This is a genomic window from Flavobacterium ginsenosidimutans (assembly GCF_037478105.1).
Classification (GTDB): Bacteria; Bacteroidota; Bacteroidia; order Flavobacteriales; family Flavobacteriaceae; genus Flavobacterium; species Flavobacterium ginsenosidimutans.
The window spans coordinates 4,919,389-4,937,862 of sequence record NZ_CP147988.1; the positions used below are offsets into that span (position 1 = coordinate 4,919,389).

At 32.4% G+C, this 18,474-nt stretch carries 19 protein-coding genes; 10 read left to right on the forward strand and 9 right to left on the reverse strand.

All coding sequences use genetic code 11. The features are described 5' to 3' along the window. The first annotated feature begins 90 nt into the window (after positions 1 to 90). The 3 genes from V6624_RS21040 to V6624_RS21050 are packed head-to-tail and all read left to right on the forward strand — an operon-like array spanning position 91 to position 2,937. On the forward strand, positions 91 to 1,182 hold the full coding sequence (locus V6624_RS21040; protein ID WP_111285280.1) for an AI-2E family transporter: 1,092 nt from the start codon (positions 91 to 93) through the stop codon (positions 1,180 to 1,182). A 2-nt stretch (positions 1,183 to 1,184) separates the two neighbouring features. Beyond that, positions 1,185 to 2,366: a THUMP-like domain-containing protein gene (locus tag V6624_RS21045; RefSeq protein WP_338840059.1), complete on the forward strand. Its 1,182-nt coding sequence runs from the start codon at positions 1,185 to 1,187 to the stop codon at positions 2,364 to 2,366. 4 nt (positions 2,367 to 2,370) lie between these two features. Next, positions 2,371 to 2,937: a hypothetical protein gene (locus V6624_RS21050; protein ID WP_111285284.1), complete on the forward strand. Its 567-nt coding sequence runs from the start codon at positions 2,371 to 2,373 to the stop codon at positions 2,935 to 2,937. Here the strand turns inward: V6624_RS21050 and V6624_RS21055 are convergent, their stop codons facing one another. Then, positions 2,938 to 3,585 (reverse strand): M15 family metallopeptidase, encoded by a 648-nt coding sequence (locus tag V6624_RS21055; protein WP_338840061.1) that lies wholly within the window; start codon positions 3,583 to 3,585, stop codon positions 2,938 to 2,940. A gap of 205 nt (positions 3,586 to 3,790) precedes the next feature. On the opposite strand from V6624_RS21055, the gene V6624_RS21060 reads away from it, so the two are divergent. Beyond that, complete coding sequence (locus V6624_RS21060) at positions 3,791 to 4,312, forward strand: hypothetical protein (protein ID WP_338840062.1); 522 nt, start codon at positions 3,791 to 3,793, stop codon at positions 4,310 to 4,312. 66 nt (positions 4,313 to 4,378) lie between these two features. On the opposite strand, the gene V6624_RS21065 is transcribed toward V6624_RS21060, so the two are convergent. Together V6624_RS21065 and V6624_RS21070 are read right to left on the reverse strand one after the other, a co-directional pair. Further along, positions 4,379 to 5,482 carry a fatty acid desaturase family protein gene (locus V6624_RS21065; RefSeq protein WP_111285290.1) on the reverse strand — a complete coding sequence of 368 codons (1,104 nt, stop codon included), beginning with the start codon at positions 5,480 to 5,482 and terminating at the stop codon, positions 4,379 to 4,381. Positions 5,483 to 5,653: 171 nt separating this feature from the next. Continuing rightward, a complete protein-coding gene (locus tag V6624_RS21070) occupies positions 5,654 to 5,980 on the reverse strand; it encodes a helix-turn-helix transcriptional regulator (RefSeq protein ID WP_338840063.1) in 327 nt (108 codons plus the stop codon). Between the two features lie 125 nt (positions 5,981 to 6,105). On the opposite strand from V6624_RS21070, the gene V6624_RS21075 reads away from it, so the two are divergent. The 4 genes from V6624_RS21075 (at position 6,106) to V6624_RS21090 (ending at position 9,374) form a co-directional block, all read left to right on the forward strand. Then, entirely contained in the window at positions 6,106 to 6,375 is a 270-nt protein-coding gene (locus tag V6624_RS21075; protein ID WP_338840064.1) for a hypothetical protein, read from the forward strand. A gap of 42 nt (positions 6,376 to 6,417) precedes the next feature. Beyond that, positions 6,418 to 6,615 (forward strand): hypothetical protein, encoded by a 198-nt coding sequence (locus V6624_RS21080; protein WP_338840065.1) that lies wholly within the window; start codon positions 6,418 to 6,420, stop codon positions 6,613 to 6,615. 187 nt (positions 6,616 to 6,802) lie between these two features. Beyond that, positions 6,803 to 8,572, forward strand: coding sequence for a glycoside hydrolase family 9 protein (locus V6624_RS21085; RefSeq protein WP_338840066.1), 1,770 nt, complete (start codon positions 6,803 to 6,805; stop codon positions 8,570 to 8,572). A gap of 28 nt (positions 8,573 to 8,600) precedes the next feature. Further along, the gene (locus V6624_RS21090) at positions 8,601 to 9,374 is read left to right on the forward strand and encodes a ThuA domain-containing protein (RefSeq protein ID WP_111285300.1); all 774 of its coding nucleotides are present in this window, start codon (positions 8,601 to 8,603) and stop codon (positions 9,372 to 9,374) included. Between the two features lie 54 nt (positions 9,375 to 9,428). Here the strand turns inward: V6624_RS21090 and V6624_RS21095 are convergent, their stop codons facing one another. Together V6624_RS21095 and V6624_RS21100 are read right to left on the reverse strand one after the other, a co-directional pair. Then, on the reverse strand, positions 9,429 to 9,947 hold the full coding sequence (locus tag V6624_RS21095; RefSeq protein ID WP_111285302.1) for an STM3941 family protein: 519 nt from the start codon (positions 9,945 to 9,947) through the stop codon (positions 9,429 to 9,431). A 144-nt stretch (positions 9,948 to 10,091) separates the two neighbouring features. Beyond that, positions 10,092 to 10,610 (reverse strand): ATP-binding protein, encoded by a 519-nt coding sequence (locus V6624_RS21100; protein ID WP_111285304.1) that lies wholly within the window; start codon positions 10,608 to 10,610, stop codon positions 10,092 to 10,094. 252 nt (positions 10,611 to 10,862) lie between these two features. Between V6624_RS21100 and V6624_RS21105 the strand changes: the two genes are divergently transcribed. Both V6624_RS21105 and V6624_RS21110 read left to right on the forward strand, forming a co-directional pair. Continuing rightward, positions 10,863 to 11,675 (forward strand): AraC family transcriptional regulator, encoded by an 813-nt coding sequence (locus V6624_RS21105; protein ID WP_338840069.1) that lies wholly within the window; start codon positions 10,863 to 10,865, stop codon positions 11,673 to 11,675. 11 nt (positions 11,676 to 11,686) lie between these two features. Beyond that, entirely contained in the window at positions 11,687 to 12,484 is a 798-nt protein-coding gene (locus tag V6624_RS21110; protein ID WP_338840070.1) for an SDR family NAD(P)-dependent oxidoreductase, read from the forward strand. A 381-nt stretch (positions 12,485 to 12,865) separates the two neighbouring features. Here the strand turns inward: V6624_RS21110 and V6624_RS21115 are convergent, their stop codons facing one another. The 4 genes from V6624_RS21115 to V6624_RS21130 all read right to left on the reverse strand — a co-directional run bounded on the left by V6624_RS21115 (position 12,866) and on the right by V6624_RS21130 (position 17,838). Continuing rightward, positions 12,866 to 13,273 carry a VOC family protein gene (locus tag V6624_RS21115; RefSeq protein ID WP_111285310.1) on the reverse strand — a complete coding sequence of 136 codons (408 nt, stop codon included), beginning with the start codon at positions 13,271 to 13,273 and terminating at the stop codon, positions 12,866 to 12,868. A 31-nt stretch (positions 13,274 to 13,304) separates the two neighbouring features. Further along, entirely contained in the window at positions 13,305 to 14,054 is a 750-nt protein-coding gene (locus tag V6624_RS21120) for a DUF6597 domain-containing transcriptional factor (protein WP_111285312.1), read from the reverse strand. An 845-nt stretch (positions 14,055 to 14,899) separates the two neighbouring features. Then, complete coding sequence (locus tag V6624_RS21125; RefSeq protein ID WP_338840071.1) at positions 14,900 to 17,131, reverse strand: DUF6055 domain-containing protein; 2,232 nt, start codon at positions 17,129 to 17,131, stop codon at positions 14,900 to 14,902. A gap of 419 nt (positions 17,132 to 17,550) precedes the next feature. Next, positions 17,551 to 17,838, reverse strand: coding sequence for a hypothetical protein (locus tag V6624_RS21130; RefSeq protein ID WP_338840072.1), 288 nt, complete (start codon positions 17,836 to 17,838; stop codon positions 17,551 to 17,553). Positions 17,839 to 18,474: the final 636 nt, after the last annotated feature.

Genomic DNA, 18,474 nt, shown 5'->3' on the forward strand with positions numbered 1-18,474 from the left:
AGACAAAGCGAGATGTTTTCATCTCGCTTTTTTTGTTTCATTCTAAATTTTAAAATGCTTTTTCCTATATTTATAGTCTAATATTTAAACATGATTACATCAAAAACTATTTCGAACGGAATTTTAAGGGCTTTAGCAACAATCTTAATCATTGGTATCGTTTTATATTTTCTCTATGAAATACAAACTGTTATTGTTTATCTGTGCATTTCTTTAATACTATGTTTAATTGCGAATCCGTTAGTTTTATTTTTAAAGAATAAATTAAAATTCAGCAATTCAATGGCGGCTACCACCACCATCATCTTTTTTATATTTCTAATTGTGGGTTTCATTCTTTTGTTTGTTCCTTTAATTATTTCTCAAGCCAATAATTTAGCATTACTAGATACTGCACATCTTCAAACTAATTTTATAGAGGCAGAAAGACATCTTGAAGAATACTTTAATATTCAGCATATTGATTTAAATAAAGTGATAAAAGATTCTAAACTTACTTCTGTTTTAGATTTCAGTTATTTTACAGGATTCATCAATTCGATAATCAATTTTATGGCCAATATGGGAATGGGATTGGTTTCTGTGTTTTTTATTACTTTCTTTTTTATTAAAGATCAAGATATCTTTAAAGATCAGGCAAGAAGAATATTACCAGATTCGAATGAGGATAAAATTTTAAATTCTATTACTAAGATAAACCATTTACTGACTCGCTATTTTATTGGTTTATTATTGCAATTGATTGTTGTTTTTATTCTTTACTTAATTGTCTTATTGATCTTTGGAAATAAAAATGCTTTTGTAATCGCCTTCTTATGTGCCATTCTTAATATAATACCGTATTTGGGCCCAATTATCGGAACCACTTTGGCTGGGTTATTAACCATGATAAGTATGATCGGAAAAGATTTTCAGTCAGAAATTCTTCCTACAACAATTTATGTAATTATTGGTTTTTTAGTGGTTCAGGCCATTGACAATAATGTTAGCCAGCCAATAATTTCATCAAAAAGTGTAAATTCGCACCCATTAGAAATATTCTTGGTTATATTAATCAGCGGTATTACGTTTGGAATTGTTGGTATGATTATAGCCATTCCTGTTTTTACAATGATTAAAGTAATCTTAAAAGAATTTTTCCCTAATAATAAAATTGTCTCCGTATTAACCGAAAGAATTTAGCTTTGAATACTTCTATTTTGCATCATGATATACAGGAATTTATAATTCAAAATACTGGTGCAGATGTAACAAAATTGGCGTTGCAAAAAAATCCGTTTCCAGAAACAGACTGGATTTTAATTTTAAATCAAATTGAAGCGCGATCAAAAGCCAAAGAAAAACTCCCGACTTGGTTTACAGCGGAAAATATTATTTATCCAAGTAAAATATCGGTTGAACAAACTTCTTCAGAAAAAACTGCGGCACATAAAGCTTCTTTAATTTCTGGCGAATCTTTTATTGATTTAACTGGCGGTTTTGGTGTTGATGATTATTATTTTTCGAAGAAATTTAAATCGATAACGCATTGCGAAATAAATGAAGAATTATCGGCAATTGTAACACACAATTTCAAACAATTAAAAGTTGAAAATTGTACTTTTTATGCTGGAGATTCTATTCATTTATTAGAAAAAACAAATCATAAATTTGATTGGATTTATATTGATCCATCAAGAAGAAATGACAGTAAAGGCAAAGTTTTTATGCTGAAAGACTGTTTGCCAAATGTTCCTGAACTTCTTAATTATTATTTCGAAAAATCAGATTCTGTTTTAATTAAAACGGCTCCGTTATTAGATATTTCGGCAGGATTATCAGAACTAAAAAATGTAAAAAACATTCACATCATAGCGCTTGAAAACGAAGTAAAAGAATTGCTTTTCGAAATTCATAAAAATTATTCGGGCGAAATAACATTAAAAACGGCCAACATTTTAAAAGAAAAAACAGAAACTTTTGAGTTTGTTTTAGGCAGTGAAACATCTTTCCCATCTTACGGATTACCGCTGAAATATCTTTACGAACCAAATTCTGCCATTATGAAATCAGGCGGTTTTGACGAAGTAAGCACCGCTTTTCAGATTGACAAATTACATAAGCATTCGCATTTATATACTTCAGAAGATTTAATTGACTTTCCTGGAAGAAAATTTGAGATCCAAAAAATCATTCCATACAACAAAAACGAAATGAAAAATGAGCTTGCAAATAAGCAGGCAAATATTACAACTCGCAATTTTCCAGAGACTGTAGAGAACATTAGAAAAAAATGGAAAATAAAAAATGGCGGAAATTTGTACTGTTTTTTTACAACTGATGTAAAAGATAACAAAATAGTTTTAATTTGCACCAAAATAATCTAACACAATGAAGCAACTATTTACTTTAACCATTTTTCTATTAACATTTACCGCTTTTGCACAAAAACCTTGTGAGTACAGTGCAAACGTAACCGATTCTATCGGTACTTACAAAGTTACAAATGAGTACTTAATGAGTGAAAAATATTTTGGAGGAAACTTTAATTATATCTTCTTTTCACTGGCTCAAACTGACGGGTTGCCTACTTTAAATATGCAAGCAATCCAGAAAAGTAAAGATTTTATCAAAGCCAATTGTTTTGATAAAAATTCAAAGATTTTTTTACAATTAGAAAATGGAAAAATTGTAACCTTAATGCATATCGATCAAGAAACTTGCGGAACATTAATTCGTGATGAAAAAGGTTTTGACAATCGTGTTAATACAGGAATTTTTATGTTCATGAAAGACAATTATGAAGAACTGAAAAAATCGCCTATTTCGCTTATGCGTGTAAAATATCTAACTAATACAGAAGATTATATCGTAAAAAGAGAACTTACTTCTGAGTTAACAGGAAAGGTGACACACCCAAACACTTATTTTATGGAAAACATCAGATGTGTTGAGTAATCAATCACATTTCCATTTCTGATTGGAAACTTTATCTTTTAAACCTGTTTTTAAATTATAATGCCACCATTCAGAATCAAATGAATTAAAGCCATTTTTAATCATTGTTTTTTTCAGATAAGCCCTTTTTGAAAGAATCTCTTTTGAAAGCTGTTTAAAATTATGACTGGCCATACTTCCAAAAAAATCAAAAGAAGTTCCCATATCGACTTCTCTACCGGTTATATCCACTAAAGAAATATCAACGGCTCCTCCTCTATTATGAATGGAGCCTTTTTTTGGATCTGCAACATATTCTGGATTCGATACAATCTCCCACATTTTTTTCTGAATATCCAAAGGCCTGTAACAATCGAAAATTTTGATTCTATAGCCTTTCTTCAAAAAATCATTATTTGCGGCAATTAAAGCTTTTACAGTCTTTAAACGAAGCATGCACTCGGCACAATCATACACTTTTGCTTTTAAGAAATTATCTTCCGTTGCATATTTCATATCATATACAAAATCGTTGCTATAATCTCTAAGCTTAACAAATGTAGTATCTGAAATTTCAGCTTCTGTAGTACTTGTATAAGCTTCGTTTTGAGCCTGCAAAGAGGTAAAACCAAAAAGAAAAACGATTAAAAATCTTGAAAAGTGATTCATTGCCTGATAATTTTAAAAATTGAAGTTAAACAAAAAAACTGAAAACTGCTTCTTTAACTTTTTTCTTAAGAGCTCAAATTTACTTTATTGAGTTTACAATTACGTCTTAATTTACTTTCAAAACAGATATTAATTTAATATCTTTATGAATATTAGATCATTACGACTTTGTAAATTAAATTATTAATTCTAAAAATCAGTTATTATGAATTACAGAGCCAAAAACATTTCTCTAGTTATTTTGGGTAGTTTAATCTTTTTTTCATGCAAAAAAGAAATCATAAAAAGTGTACCGACCACTGATTCTACTTCCATAAAAACAGAAGCTTTAAAAACAGATAGCACTGTTTTAAATCCAATAGATTCTTTATATAATTTGGTCGATAAAAGTGTTATTGGAACTCAGTTTTTATCTAAGAGCAGTTTAGCACCAAGATTAAAAAAATTATTGGGAACTGATTACGATCAAATGGTAAAAGACTGGAATACAGAAACTCCTTTTGAAAAACAAGAAAATGTTCTGCATGCTTGGGGCTGTAAGCAACACGATTGCAATTCTTATTCCTACGATCTTTATATTGATGTTAAAAGCAATAAAATTAATGTTTACAAATTTGCCGAGTCAAAACTGACGGTTTTTAAAGAAGATAATTTTGATATTGAGATCAAAGATAATTTCTTAAAAGACTTAAACATTAAAAAGCAAAATGCTGAAATAAAAGAATAAAATATGATCACAAAAAAAGCGGTTTTAAAAACCGCTTTTTTATTCTATAAAAATAACTTTCAATAGCTATATCTCGCCTGTCATTAAAATATTTTCTTTTACACCTTTGTTTTTCAGCATTCTAAAATGAGAACGAACAGCATGATAAAACGGATATGCAGTATAGGGCAAATTATATTCTTCAGCATAACGTCTTATTATTGGTGTAATATAAGGATAATACGTATGTCCAACAGCAGGAAAAAGATGATGCGCTACGTGATGTGTAAATCCTCCGTATAAGAAATTAGCCAGTTTACTTTCTGTACTAAAATCCTTAGTTACAATCATTTGATGCATTACCCAAGTATCAGAAAGATTTCCCTCTTCGTCAGTATTGGGGAAATGAGCATCTTCGTCAACGTGAGTTGAAACCAATGCAACGACTCCAATTGCACTGCCACATAAATGCATAGACAGCCAAGCAAAAAGAACAGTATACCAAGGCTGATTTAAAAGCATCATAGGTATAAAAAGCAAATAAATAAGATTAATAATTTTGGCCACAAAAAGTCTGTAAACTTCTTGTCTCGGAATCTTGTCGACAACTTTCTTTACATAATTATCCTTAGTACCAAAAAAGTCTTTAAAATCTCTAATATAAAGCCAGTTAAGACTATAAAGCGGATAAATAAACCACATATAAATGTGCTGGTACTTGTGGTAATTAAACAGCGGACTGCTTGGAAATATTCTAATAATATCGCTCTGTTTGATATCTATATCCCAATCTGGTACGTTTGGATAAGCATGATGCAAACTTATATGGCGTCGCATCCAGAGCCAATGATTACTTCCAAAGAGTTCTAAAACATATAAAAACCATTCATTGTGCTTTGGCTTTTTAAACAAAGCTCCATGTGCAGCATCATGAAAAGCATTTATAAACAAAACGATCATAGTAATACCAGACAAAATGTAAAAAAGAAAAAGTAAAGGGGTCTGGTTACCAAAAATTAAGATACAGGCGTAGAATAAAAAGAAAATTGCCAGAAGCCCTAAAGACTTCACAACATTTAATACATACAACGACGAGTTTTTTAAGACCGTTTCTTCCACTTCTAAACGCATCTTTTTAAAAAAATCATCGGTTCCAGGTTTAACATAAACCGGTCGTTTTAATTTTTCCATATGGTTATTGCTAGAAATTGTTTAACCAAATTTAGCAAAAAAAAACTTAAATAATTAGCTTACATACAATTAAAAATAAACATCTTAAACAAAAAAACCACTCTAATAAGAGTGGTTTAATAAATACGGTTACAAGTTATAATTGTTAGATATTTTTTGGAAAATTTTAATCTATTCCTCAAATTTTTTCTCCGCTAGCCGTAGCCGAATATTATGAATTCGATCTTCAATTTCTTCTAAATCATTCAAAATATTCTCTTTTTCGTAAACCGCACCAGCTTCATTAACCATATTTTGCTCAATTTCTGGAGCAAAAAGATAATTCAAATCTACATCCGGAAAATTTTTACTTAAACTAATAATAAATTCAGAACCTATATTAGCTGTACCATGTAAATATCTTCCAATCATCGCGGGACTAAATCCTAAAATCGCCCCAACTTCCTTTTGCTTTAATCCTTTAGCCTTAAAGAATTTGCTCAACTTCTCGTTATACATCATTAATAAATTTTAATACAAAATATAGCGACAATATATTTTTAACATAAAAAAGAATGGTAAATATAATATTATTCCTACATTTACATAAAATATGAAAACATTAAATTATAATTAGCAAATATATGTCAAAATTAATCAATAATAGCAATTTTAAAGAAGATAATTCTCACAATAAAAAAGCTTATGAGTTTATTGATAAGCATTTACCTTCAACCTATGTTGATCTTACTATTAACTGCATAACTAAAAAAGGCCAGCCCGCTCCAAGTAAAGCTCTAATCAGAAACGTTAGAAATAAAACCATTTTTAGAAATGATATTTTACTTGCATTAGTTGAAGTTGCATACGAAAACAAAAAAGCTATTGAAAAGATTAAACTTCTTATTTCTTAAACGCAAATCTTATCAAAATTCTTTAGCCAAAAACTTAATTTTATGACAAACCGGAATATCAATAAAAACACCGAACCACAATTAGATTCAATGAACAATCAATTCGAAATTACATCTTCAAACCAAAATGATTTACAAAACACACCATATTTATACGGAATGACTCTTGAACAATATAAAGAGGGAGCTGAAATTCATTCCAGATGTTTTGGTCAGCTTGAAAAAATAATGAATAACTGAAAGTTTTGTATTTTATAAAAATCACATCAAATACACATCATCAATTTCTCCGTTTTAGCATAAACTCCTATAAAAACTAGTTTCATTATAATTCTTATAATTCTAGAATTTTAGGTCAATGACATTTAGCTAAAGTAAATTTTCACTTTTTTGTAATTTGCTTTCTACTAGATAAAAAACTAAAACCATGTTAAAATTCAGAAAACAATTAAAATATGCCTTAATAGTTTTATTTCTTTCTGTTACGGCTTATAGCTCCCCTATTATTTATGTGAACCAAGTTGGTTTTGACCCGAAAAGTCCAAAAATTGCTATTATTGGATGTGAAGGCAAACTTTCAAGTGCAACTTTCGCTATTATAGATTCCGAATCTGGTAAAACAGTTTTTACTTCTAAAATAGGAAGCGCAGAAAGTGTTGAGGACTGGAAATTGGGGAAATTGTATTATAAAGCAGACTTTTCCTCTTTTCAAAAACCAGGAAATTATAAAATCAGTATAAAAATTGAAGATCAAAATTATACTTCTGCCCGCTTTTCAATTGAAGAAAATATATTAGCCAAAAGAATTATTTCTTCAATTGTGCATTATTATAATAAACAAAGAGCTAATACACCTGAAGAACTTCAAGCTGACAAAAATATGTTATTGTTTGGAAGCACTAAAAAAGTTGACGTGCACGGAGGATGGTGTGATGCTTCTGGGGATGTCAGCAAATATTTTTCACATTTAGCTTACGCCAATTTTGTCTCTCCGCAGCAAACACCTTTAGTAACTTGGTCGCTTATAAATACCTCTGAAGCGATTCCGAAACAGCTTACACAATGGAAAATAAAAGACTCTTTAGATAACGAAGCCATTTGGGGAGCCGATTATATGATGCGTTGTCTTTCTGATGAAGATTATTTTTATATGATTGTTTTCAGTTATTTCGATAAAAATCCAGCCGCAAGAAGAATTGTTGGACTTCATGCCAATAGTGTTACCACAGATGAATATCAGAGTGCTTTTCGCGAAGGCGCTGGAATTGCAATAGCTTCATTGGCAAGAATTTCTCAGTGGAATAAGAACGGAGATTTTACTTCAAAAGAATATCTAGACGGTGCAAAACGAGCTTATGCCCATCTTTTAATCAATAACACAAAATATGATGATGACGGAAAAGAAAACATCATTGATGATTATTGTGCTTTGATGGCATCGACAGAATTATGGATTGCGACCAATGATAATTTTTATAAAGAAGAAGCCAGAAAATGGGCTCATAAACTTGAAAACCGAATGACGGATAAAGGCTGGTTTAGAAGCAACGAAGGAAATCGTCCGTTTTGGCATGCTGCAGATGCTGGCTTGCCTATTGTAGCATTAACAAGATATTTAAAGAAAGAAACGGACAGTAAAGAAATAGCTTCCGCTAAAAATGTCATCAAAAAGGCTTTGGTGTATAATTTATCTGTTACAAATAATGTCCCTAATCCGTTTGGTTATGCAAGGCAAAGTTTTTTATTTAAAGATAAAATTCAGGATGGCTTTTTTATTCCGCACGAAAATGAAACTGGCTGGTGGTGGCAAGGCGAAAACGCTAGATTAGCTTCTTTGGCAACAGCAGCAATTGAAGGCGGAAAAAGTATTTCACTTCAAAAAAATAGCAAAATAAAAAAATCACTTGATTTGTATGCTTCACAGCAATTATCTTGGATTTTAGGATGCAATCCGTATTCGATGTGCTTTTTATATAAATTTGGAGAAAATAATGTTCCGTATATGCATTCTAATTATGGACATGGTTCTGAAAAAGGCGGAATTTCTAACGGAATTACAGGAAAAGACGGAAATGGAGATGGTTCTGGAATTGACTTTAAAACAGAAGACAAAGGAAACGAGTGGCGCTGGACTGAACAATGGATCCCACATTCTGCGTGGTTTTTACAAGCTATAACGGCAATGGTTAAACCATAATTTTGGTCACTTCAAACAAATCGTTTTCATGAAAAATTCAACATTATATATTCTACTTATTTTAAGCTGTTTTATTCAGCCGAATTGTCTAGCTCAAAAACAAAAAAAATCACATTTTAAAGCATTGGTTTTATATGAAAACGGTGGGCATCATCTTGATTTTACAAAAGCTGCAAAACCTTGGCTGAACAAATTGGCAATCGACAGCAGTTTTACAATCGATTATATCGAAAATACAAAAGCTATTAACGAAGCATTTTTAAAACAATATCAAGTTTTTATTCAGCTAGATTATCCTCCTTACACTTGGAGTGAAGAATCGATGCAGGCGTTTCAGAAATACATGAACAATGGAAAAGGTGGATGGGTTGGTTTACATCATGCAACTTTGTTAGGAGAATTTGACGGATATCCAATGTGGAAATGGTTTTCTGATTTTATGGGCGGAATTCAGTTTGTCAACTACATTCCAGATTTTGCAAGTGCGAAAGTAAATATTGAAGATAAATCTCATCCCGTAACTAAAGGAATTCCATCTGATTTCTTGATCAAAAAAGAAGAATGGTATATTTATGATAAAAGTCCGAGGTCGAATGTTCATGTTCTCGCTTCTGTTGATGAATCTACATACGAACCAGATTCAAAAATAAAAATGGGAGATCATCCTGTAGTTTGGACAAATGATCATTTCAAATCAAGAAATATTTACATTTTTATGGGACATGCGCCAGAATTATTTGAAAACGAAGCTTACACTACTCTACTTCGAAATTCTATTTTTTGGGTAGCTGGAAGAAAGTAATTTTTTTATCTAAAGCATAAATATAAAGAGCCACTAAAATGAGTGGCTCTTTTTCTATTTTTTCCAGTTACCGACAAACAAGTCATATAACCTATTTGCATCAATATCAATTTCTGAAGCTGAGTACATAATATTCAATCTAGAACTTTGTTCATCATAAGCCAATTTCCAAAGAAACTTAGAAACACGGCCGTCATATTTATCTATATTGTTAATTGTAACAGCAACCAAAGTATCTCCGCCAACTTTTTGCAATTGCACATCGGTAACATCTTGCCACTCTATTCTTCCAAAAGCTTTAGCTACTGGGGTTGTTCTTCCATAAAAACCGTTTGCATCTATATGAATTAATGGAGATTTATCTTTTATACTTGCAAGAACTTTAAATGTTAAAACAAGCATCATTAAAAGAATAGCGCCTGAAATAATAGATAGTTTTATTTTAAATACTCCATCAAAAGTTCCTATTCCGTATAAAAGTGCAATTGCTAATAAAATACTGATTGCGCTAGCGTATAAAAGTAAGTTTCTGGTTTTCTTGGCGTTTCGGTATAAATTTATTTCTTCATTCATGGGGTGTAGTAAAAATTTTTATTTGTTATTAGAATTAAAAATGAAGAAGCAATTTACTACAAAATTATTAGAAAGAACAATCTATTTGAGCAGGATCTTAACGTGATTTTAGAATCGTATACAGCCTATTTTATTGAATTTATTTTAAAATTTTTGCTGTATCTTATTTTGAATTTGATTTAATCTTTCAGATAAACTTCCTTTGACTTTAATAACTTCTATTTCAAAATCATCGATTAATTCACCAATAATATCATTTACATTATTTCTCAATTCAGGCAAATTGGAATCTGAGCATGAAATTCGATCGGGTTCTTCAATGGGAACAAATACAAAAACGTCAATTTCTTTAATTGCATTTTGAATTTTATTAAATATTGATGAAAAATTTAATGTATCATCAACTGCTAAAGCATATCCTAACAGATCAATCGGACAACGGTCAAAAATAGCATTTCTATCACTTCTCACGATTTGCTTTAAAGAATACTCCAACTGCATCATATAATCATCTGCAGTAGGCATTTCAGAAAAAACAAAGCCCATTTCCTGTAATTCAAAATACGGTTCTGGATAAAACTCATAATCAGGAAGAGATTCATGCAGTTTTTCTGCTAATGTGGTTTTACCTACCAAGTGAGCCCCTAGAATTACTATTCTCATGCCATTAATATTTTTTTAATCATGAACAACTAAAAGTAAACAAAATAGGTACAAAACGAAAAAAAGAAAGCAAAGAAAAAGCATATTTCTCTGAAGCTTTTACTTAGTAGAGGAGAGTTATTCAAATATCTTATTATTTATTGAGGATTTTCCGCAATAGTTTTTTAGCAGCAAAAGATAAGTTTGGACGTTTGAACAAACTTATGGATTGATATATTTGAGAAATTTGTATCAGATAAAAATGCGAAGAAAATGGAATCAAAAAAAGTTCAAACTCTTTCAGAACCTAAGCTAATACAAAATCTTTATTTTGGAGATAATGTTGAAGGCGAAGCCTTTGTGCCCGATCACATCTTTAGTTATATCATAAGCGGCAGGCATGATGTATGGATAGGATGCAAGAAATATACTTTTACCGCTGGTGATTACCGATTCTTTAGAAGAAATCAATTAACAAAATCTATTAAACATACTGAATCAGATGGATTCAAGTCTATAGCTGTTCATTTTGACCAAAATACTCTTATGGAGATTTCGAAAGAAATCGGTTTCAAGTCAGAGAGGTTTCACGGTGAGAGTGTTAAGGCTATCAAGGCTAATGGTATGTTGACAAAATCTGTAGCCGCATTTAATGAATATGCTCAAAGAAGAGATACTGATGTAGAAATTTTACGAATTAAAATTAAGGAGCTGATTTTGATACTTGCAGATATTGATCCGGAAATTAAGGAAATGCTATTTGAATTTAGCGATTCTGGAAAACTGGATTTGGAGGGGTTTATGAATGGCCATTATAGGTATAATGTTCCATTGGAAAAATTTGCTTTTCTCACAGGACGCAGTTTGTCGGGTTTCAAAAGAGATTTTGCGAGATTGTTTAGGATTACTCCAAGCAGATGGCTTACTAAAAAAAGGCTTTATGAAGCAAAATATTTGATAGAAAATTGTAAGCGGCGCCCAAGTGACATTTATTTAGAAATAGGTTTTGTTAATATCTCTCATTTCTCTTATGCATATAAAAAAGAATTTGGCATATCGCCTTTACAAAAAAATAAGAATAGCTAATAATAGAAAAAATGGATTTAAAATTAAAAGGAAAAAGAGCGCTTGTAACTGGTTCGAGTTCGGGATTGGGAGAATCAATAGTTAAAATGCTGGCAAATGAAGGTGCGACCGTTATAGTTCATGGCAGAAATGAAGATCGTGCCAAAGCTGTGTGCCAGGAAATTATTAACAATGGAGGAATGGCAGAAATAGCTTTAGGCGATCTCAGTACAGATAACGGAGCTGATGAGGCTGCTTCTGCTGCGCTTAAAAATGGCCAGATTGATATTTTAATTAATAATGCGGGTGCGACATCACATAAATCCTGGGGCGAAGCAACGGCAATTGATTGGGCTGAAATTTATAACAATAATGTAGTTTCATATGTAAGAATGATTCAGCGTATAGTGCCACAAATGAAAACATTAGGTTGGGGACGAGTTATTCATATAGGCGGAGGTCTCGGCATACAGCCTATTAAAGAGCAGCCGCATTATAATGCAACACTTGCTGCAAGACATAATCTTTCAATCTCACTTGCTAGAACACTGCAAGAAACTGGGATAACTTCAAATGTAGTTTCTCCTGGGGCAATTATAAATCCTATGGTTGAAGATTGGCTTGTGAATGCTGCGCCTAAGTTTAACTGGGGGACCGATTTAGAGGAGATAAAATCTAAGGCTGTTCAGCAGCTAATTCCAAATGATACAGGAAGGTTTGGAGAACCTGAGGAAATTGCTGGGGCAGTTGCATATCTTTGCAGCACTTATGCTAATTATATTAGTGGAGCTACAATTAGGGTCGATGGAGGTACAATTAAATGTTTGTAGAATATTCTTCTAAAATCATCTAATAAAACACAGGACTTCGATATCCGAGGTATTCTTTTTGAAAAAATTCGCAATGTCTCTGACTTTGCGAATTTTTTTTGTCTTAGAAATTGTAAACGTGATAAAAGTCTCTAGCTTTTTGATGTGATGCAAAACAAAAATGCTCCAGATTTCTTTGAAGCTTTTTTGCTGTACAGGAAGCATTCCAATAACTAGCCAATTTGCTGAAGATTTTATATAATTATTGCATTAGCATCATGATTTCAATTGTGCAATAATCAGACAATAAGCTTAGCGGTTAGATTTGAGCTAATCCTACTGTAGCATTACAATACTGCTTGGAAGATTTTTTTGGCATTGCCTAACCGGCCTTTAGTCATATTACAGCCCATCTTTGTTTGACAAGTCAGAGAACAATTCAATTAAATTATTTTCTGGGTCTCTAAAATGTGCGACTCTAATTCCCCAAGCTGCCATGTCTTTTGGTTCGGCTAAAAAGTTCAGTCCTTTACTCTGCAGCATGCTGTAACTCTCATCAACACTGTCTACTTTCAAAATTATTGCAATTTTGTCTTGTAAAATTTCATTTTTCTTTGCTTCTGTGCTGCCAATGGCGACACTCATTAATTCTGCTTTAAACAAAGCAAGCCCTGAAAGGTTTCCAATATTAAAACTGGCGAAATTATCGCCAAGTTTGCCCCAAGTGCATTCTAAACCAAGAATGCCGCTGTAAAAATTGAAGCATTTGTCAAAATCATTTACTAAAAGTCTGATGTTATCGAATTTCATTTTGCTTTTTAAATTTAGTTATGAAGCAAAACTACTTTTCTTTCATTGTTGCCAATTGTAAAAATCGGTCGTTTTTGTTTTCAAACAATTCGGTTGGGATATTTCCTGTATGTTTTTTTATATCTTTTATAAAATGCGACTGGTCAAAATAATTATGCTCAGGAAAAAGCTGTCCTTTCTTGATATGCTTGAAAGAAGCGAAAAGTTTTAAAATTTTGCAGTACGTTTTTAAGGGAATCCCAAATCTTTGCTTGAAATAGCGGTTAATTTGTCGGTTTGCCCAAAAAACCTGCTGCGAATATTGTTCGATTGCCAATTCGCCATTTGTCTGATACAATAAGCTGAAAAGCTTTTGTTTTCTGCTGTCAATGCTCTTTTGGCTATCCAAAATGGAGAGCATAATTTTATCCAACTTTTTTGTTTCTGCATCTAAATCTATAAATAAGGCTTTATCTAATCCCCAAAAGCTGTTTTCTTTTATTTCTTCGCTGTCGCAAAAACTTGAAATATTTTGCTGTAAAATATAATCAACGGCCAATAATTTAAATCGCACTCCAAAAAGTTGCGTATTGGGTGCAATAGAAACTTCGACTTGTTTGGTCCAAAGTCCTGTTAACGAAATTTCTTTCTGATGGTAGCTGTCAAAAGATATGATAAGATCAAAACAGCCATCTGGCAAGATTGTAAAATCAAGCTGCTGATTGGTTGAATTCTCAAACCACCAATAATTCTTAACGAAGTCTGCCAATAATTTGTTAGGAATAAACTCTTTATAAATCATTTAAATTGTTCCTTAGAAAGTTGTTTACTGAAAAGGTTTATAAAAGATATTAAGATTAAATTTTTATTGCTTATTATGTGGCATAAAAAAGTGCAGCTTCCAATTCCATATTAAGCATAGCCTACTCCCTACAGTTGAGATTTATTTAAATTCTCCGCCAAATATAGCCATAGCATTACCTACTTGCGCGAGCATCTCTCTTGTGAATAGATGCTGACAAAGATAGTTAAAACAAAAAAAACTCCAGATTACTCTGAAGCTTATATCGTTGTAGCAGGAACTGGACTCAAACCAAAACCTCACAAATCTTATTGAATCATTATAAATTAAAAGATAAAATAATCCTCACATCCAAATCAACGTCCTTCCAACCAACTCCCCCCTTCACCATTCAAAACCAAAAATAAAAGAAGTCTGAGAAAAAAGAAAAAACATATAACTAACTAACTAACTAACTAACTAACTAACTAACTAACTAACTAACTAACTAACTAACTAACTAACTAACTAACTAACTAACTTATTGATAATTCAAAAGTCTAAGTTTTATGGCAGAATCGTGGCGCATGGTGTTTTTGAAAAAAAGAAATCCAGCAGAATAAAAGCCTGCTAGGATTAGGTTCGAAACTTTTTGACTTAATAAAAAAGTAATCCCCCAGTTTAAAAAATATTATTTTGCACTTGCTGAAATGCGCTTTTTCGGCTCAGCCTCATTTCTAACCGCTATTTTCTGAATCGGAGCAAATAATCAAGAAAAAGGGTCCAACTTTAATTAAAAAGTCAGACCCTGCAATTTTTAAGCTTACGCCTTTTTACAATAGTGCCAAGTAATTGCTAATGAATCATTATTGTTTAATAAATGTTTTACTGACTACTTCATTTCCTCTTTGAATCTGCAGCAAATAAACCCCAGGAGCTAGATTACTGCAATTGTAAGGAATTTCAATTCTGCCCGTATCATAAATTTGGCTCTTAATAACATTTAAACTGCGCCCGCTGGTATCAAATACTGAAATTGTAACTTTTTGCTGTTCAGACTGCAAAAAAGTTATATTTATATTTCCAGTTGCTGGATTAGGATAGATGCTCAAATCAACTTCTGACTCTAGGGTTGACTTATTGGAACTAAGTGCTGATGCTGTGCAGTTAGGTGTGGAGCTAAAAGCCATCTGTGCTGCTGTAAAGTTGGTAAATGCTGCATTGATGTCGATATTAGAAGTATCAGCTGCGCCTTTACCATCGCAATTATCTCTTCCGTTTCTCCAATATGGAAACTGCAAATAAACACCTGGTGTAGAACAGCTGCCAATTTCTGCATCACCACCCACTACAACTGAGCTTCCAAAATCTCCCGCAAACAGCATTGCATTTCCTTTTATATTTGCTGTGTTTTTTACAGATCCGCCTTCCATCCAGGCATTGCCTTCAACAATTGCAGTGTTTGATATCGTTGCGTTGTACACACATGCATTTCCTCTAACAATCGCACTGCCATTTATAGTTCCGCCATCTACCATAGCATAATCTTCTATTCGGGCATTTCCTGAAACATTTCCGGCTCTTACAATTGCATAAGGACCTACATATACTGTAGATGCAACAGTCGCATTATTAGAAACCCATCCGCCTCCGTTAGTGTGCAGATGTCCGTTTGTTTTAAGATAACTTCTGAAATTTGCTGCAGGCTGATATCCTTCAGGAGCAGCATTTGCAATTTTTAGTTCATAAGGATATCTTCTTTGTTTTGGGTAACCAACATCCATATTGTAATTTACATGGACTTTTGGCGCAGCAAAAACTACCAAATAAATATTGGCTTCTGTAGCGGTATTAAGCGTAAACGAAGCTTCGCCATCCACTTTATACATTGGACTGTAACGCGAAATAGTACCATCGGTCTTTGTCGTAACAAAACCATATCTCCATCCTGCTTGAGTTGTATTAACTTCAGTATGTCCTTTAAATTTAATGGTAACTTTCTTTTGGGTTCCCGTACAGGTTGGGTATAAAGGAATTACGTTCATTCCGTAATCTTGTGGAGCCCAATCGTTATTTGTATAATATTGATCTGTTGTTCCTGTAACTTTAGTTAAAAGTGTGTATTCTCTGCTGGTATAGCGAGGCATATTTGTTTTTATGCTGTTATACACCGTTCTGATGGTTTTTCCAAAATTACTCGTCGCATTGATTTGAGAGTTCCATTGGATAGGATAATCAAATGCAGGTTGTCTTTGCGCATATCCCCAAAGATAATCATCAAGTTGGTCTTGCGTAAAACCTTTTAATCGCTTAATGGTTTCAAGCGGATGCTCTTCATTCATAGATTCCGCCCACATTCTTCTAGTGAAATCAAAACCTTCTTTTTCCTGCACATAATACATTAAATGAAAATTCGTGTAATGATGTCTGGTAGACGACCACATAAAATGCTTCGTCTGAATCCAGCGGGTGAGAGTTCCGTCAATTTCTGCCCATTGTGAGTACGCTTGGGCTCGCATAAAATTGGCATGTCCTTCAAAGAAGGGACCTGCCCAATCGTATCCGGAAAATGCTTTTCCCGCACCTGGATTTTCCTGTATCTGCATCATCATTTGCAGGGTGTGTGCAAACTCATGTGACAATGCTCCACCATCTCTTGTGGCTTCAGGATGTACAAACATTGCACCAATTGTATTGCTAAACGAACTAGCCTGAGCAAAGGCCTCTAATCTCGGATCTGTAGAATTCCAAGTATTCATCATCATAATAATGATCTTGTATTTTCCAAAATTTGTTGTTGGGGCATTATTTATAAAATGCAAATCGGTAATGTAGCGTTTAAAGCTAGTCTCAAGCGTATCTGCAACCGATTTTGGAGTAAATCTTAAGGTTGCATCAGCATACGCTGCAGGATTTGTACCCACTTTATCACCCCAGTAAACAACAAAGTTCGTAGACTCATACTTTCTGGTGTTGGATACTTTATTGTAAAATTCATTGTTGGGATCACTCCATTCTGTGGGTGTAAAAAGCGTTTTCTGTGCAATTGCAGAATAACTGGATAGAAAAATGACAATCAGTAATAAAAGTTTTTTCATAGTTTATTTAATTAATAGGTTAAGAAATAGCATTATATTGTAAATGTAAAAACAACACTAATTTTTTTACAAGACAATATTATCTATATTTAATACTATTTTACCTATTTTATAAAATGCTATTTTCTGTTTTACAATAAGTTATACAATTAAATTTTTAAAAACTAATCAACTCCAGTAATCTCTAGTACAATACTGCTTTCCAGTCTGGAAGAAGAAACTTTTATTCCTAATTTCATCCGTAAATCTTCGGAAAAAACATTTCCTGATGCCTCAAAAGCATTTTTTGGCTTCCGGCATGATATCAATTTCTTCGACTTTATATTTTTTAAAGGATCAAGTCCCTCTAATCTTACAAAACTATAATTAGGATCGGTTAATGGATGCAGGATATAAGAAAAAACTATCGACTTGACTTTCTACTGATTGACATACATAAGCACTGCTCTGCTTCGTTGATAAGGCGAAACCAATCGGTACAAATCTCCTTGCCAGATTACCAGACTTAACCTTTTGTAATTAGAAACTGCTTGCTGGCAAAATTGCAACTCGTTTGGTTTTAATCCGCCTACGTAAATATCAAAACCTAATTTCTCCATCATAGCAACATCGGGGCGCACTAGGTCGAAAAAAAAATAAAAATGCAGGAAATATGCGAGTTTCAAGCTTAAGGTTCGAATCCTGCTCTCTTTCGAACTTCTGATCATAAGTTAAATTAAGGCTTCACTGAAAGCTTAAAAAGAGACTTTTCAAAATCCTCGCCTCAAAATAATACCAATAATTCTACTAGATATATATTAAAGTTGCAAGCCGTTCCAAACCAACCTCCCCTTTAACGGCCAAAACCAAAAATAAAAGCAAAAAAAACTAACTAACTAACTAACTAACTAACTAACTAAACTAACTAACTAACTAACTAACTAACTAACTAACTAACTAACTAACTAACTAACTAACTAACTAACTAACTAACTAACTAACTAACTAACTAAACTAACTAACTAACTAACTAACTAACTAACTAACTAACTAACTAACTAACTAACTAACTAACTAACTAACTAACTAACTAACTAACTAACTAACTAACTAACTAACTAACTAACTAACTAACTAACTAACTAACTAACTAACTAACTAACTAACTAACTAACTAACTAACTAACTAACTAACTAACTAACTAACTAACTAACTAACTAACTAACAAGACAGTATAAAATGGTTCGAAATCCGTTCTCCATAGCTCAATAGGATGGAATCTGAAGAAGAAAATTATAGCGGAAAAACACCTCAAAAGCCTAAAAATGAGAAAAAGAATGCTGCTCTGAAAGAAGCCCTAAAC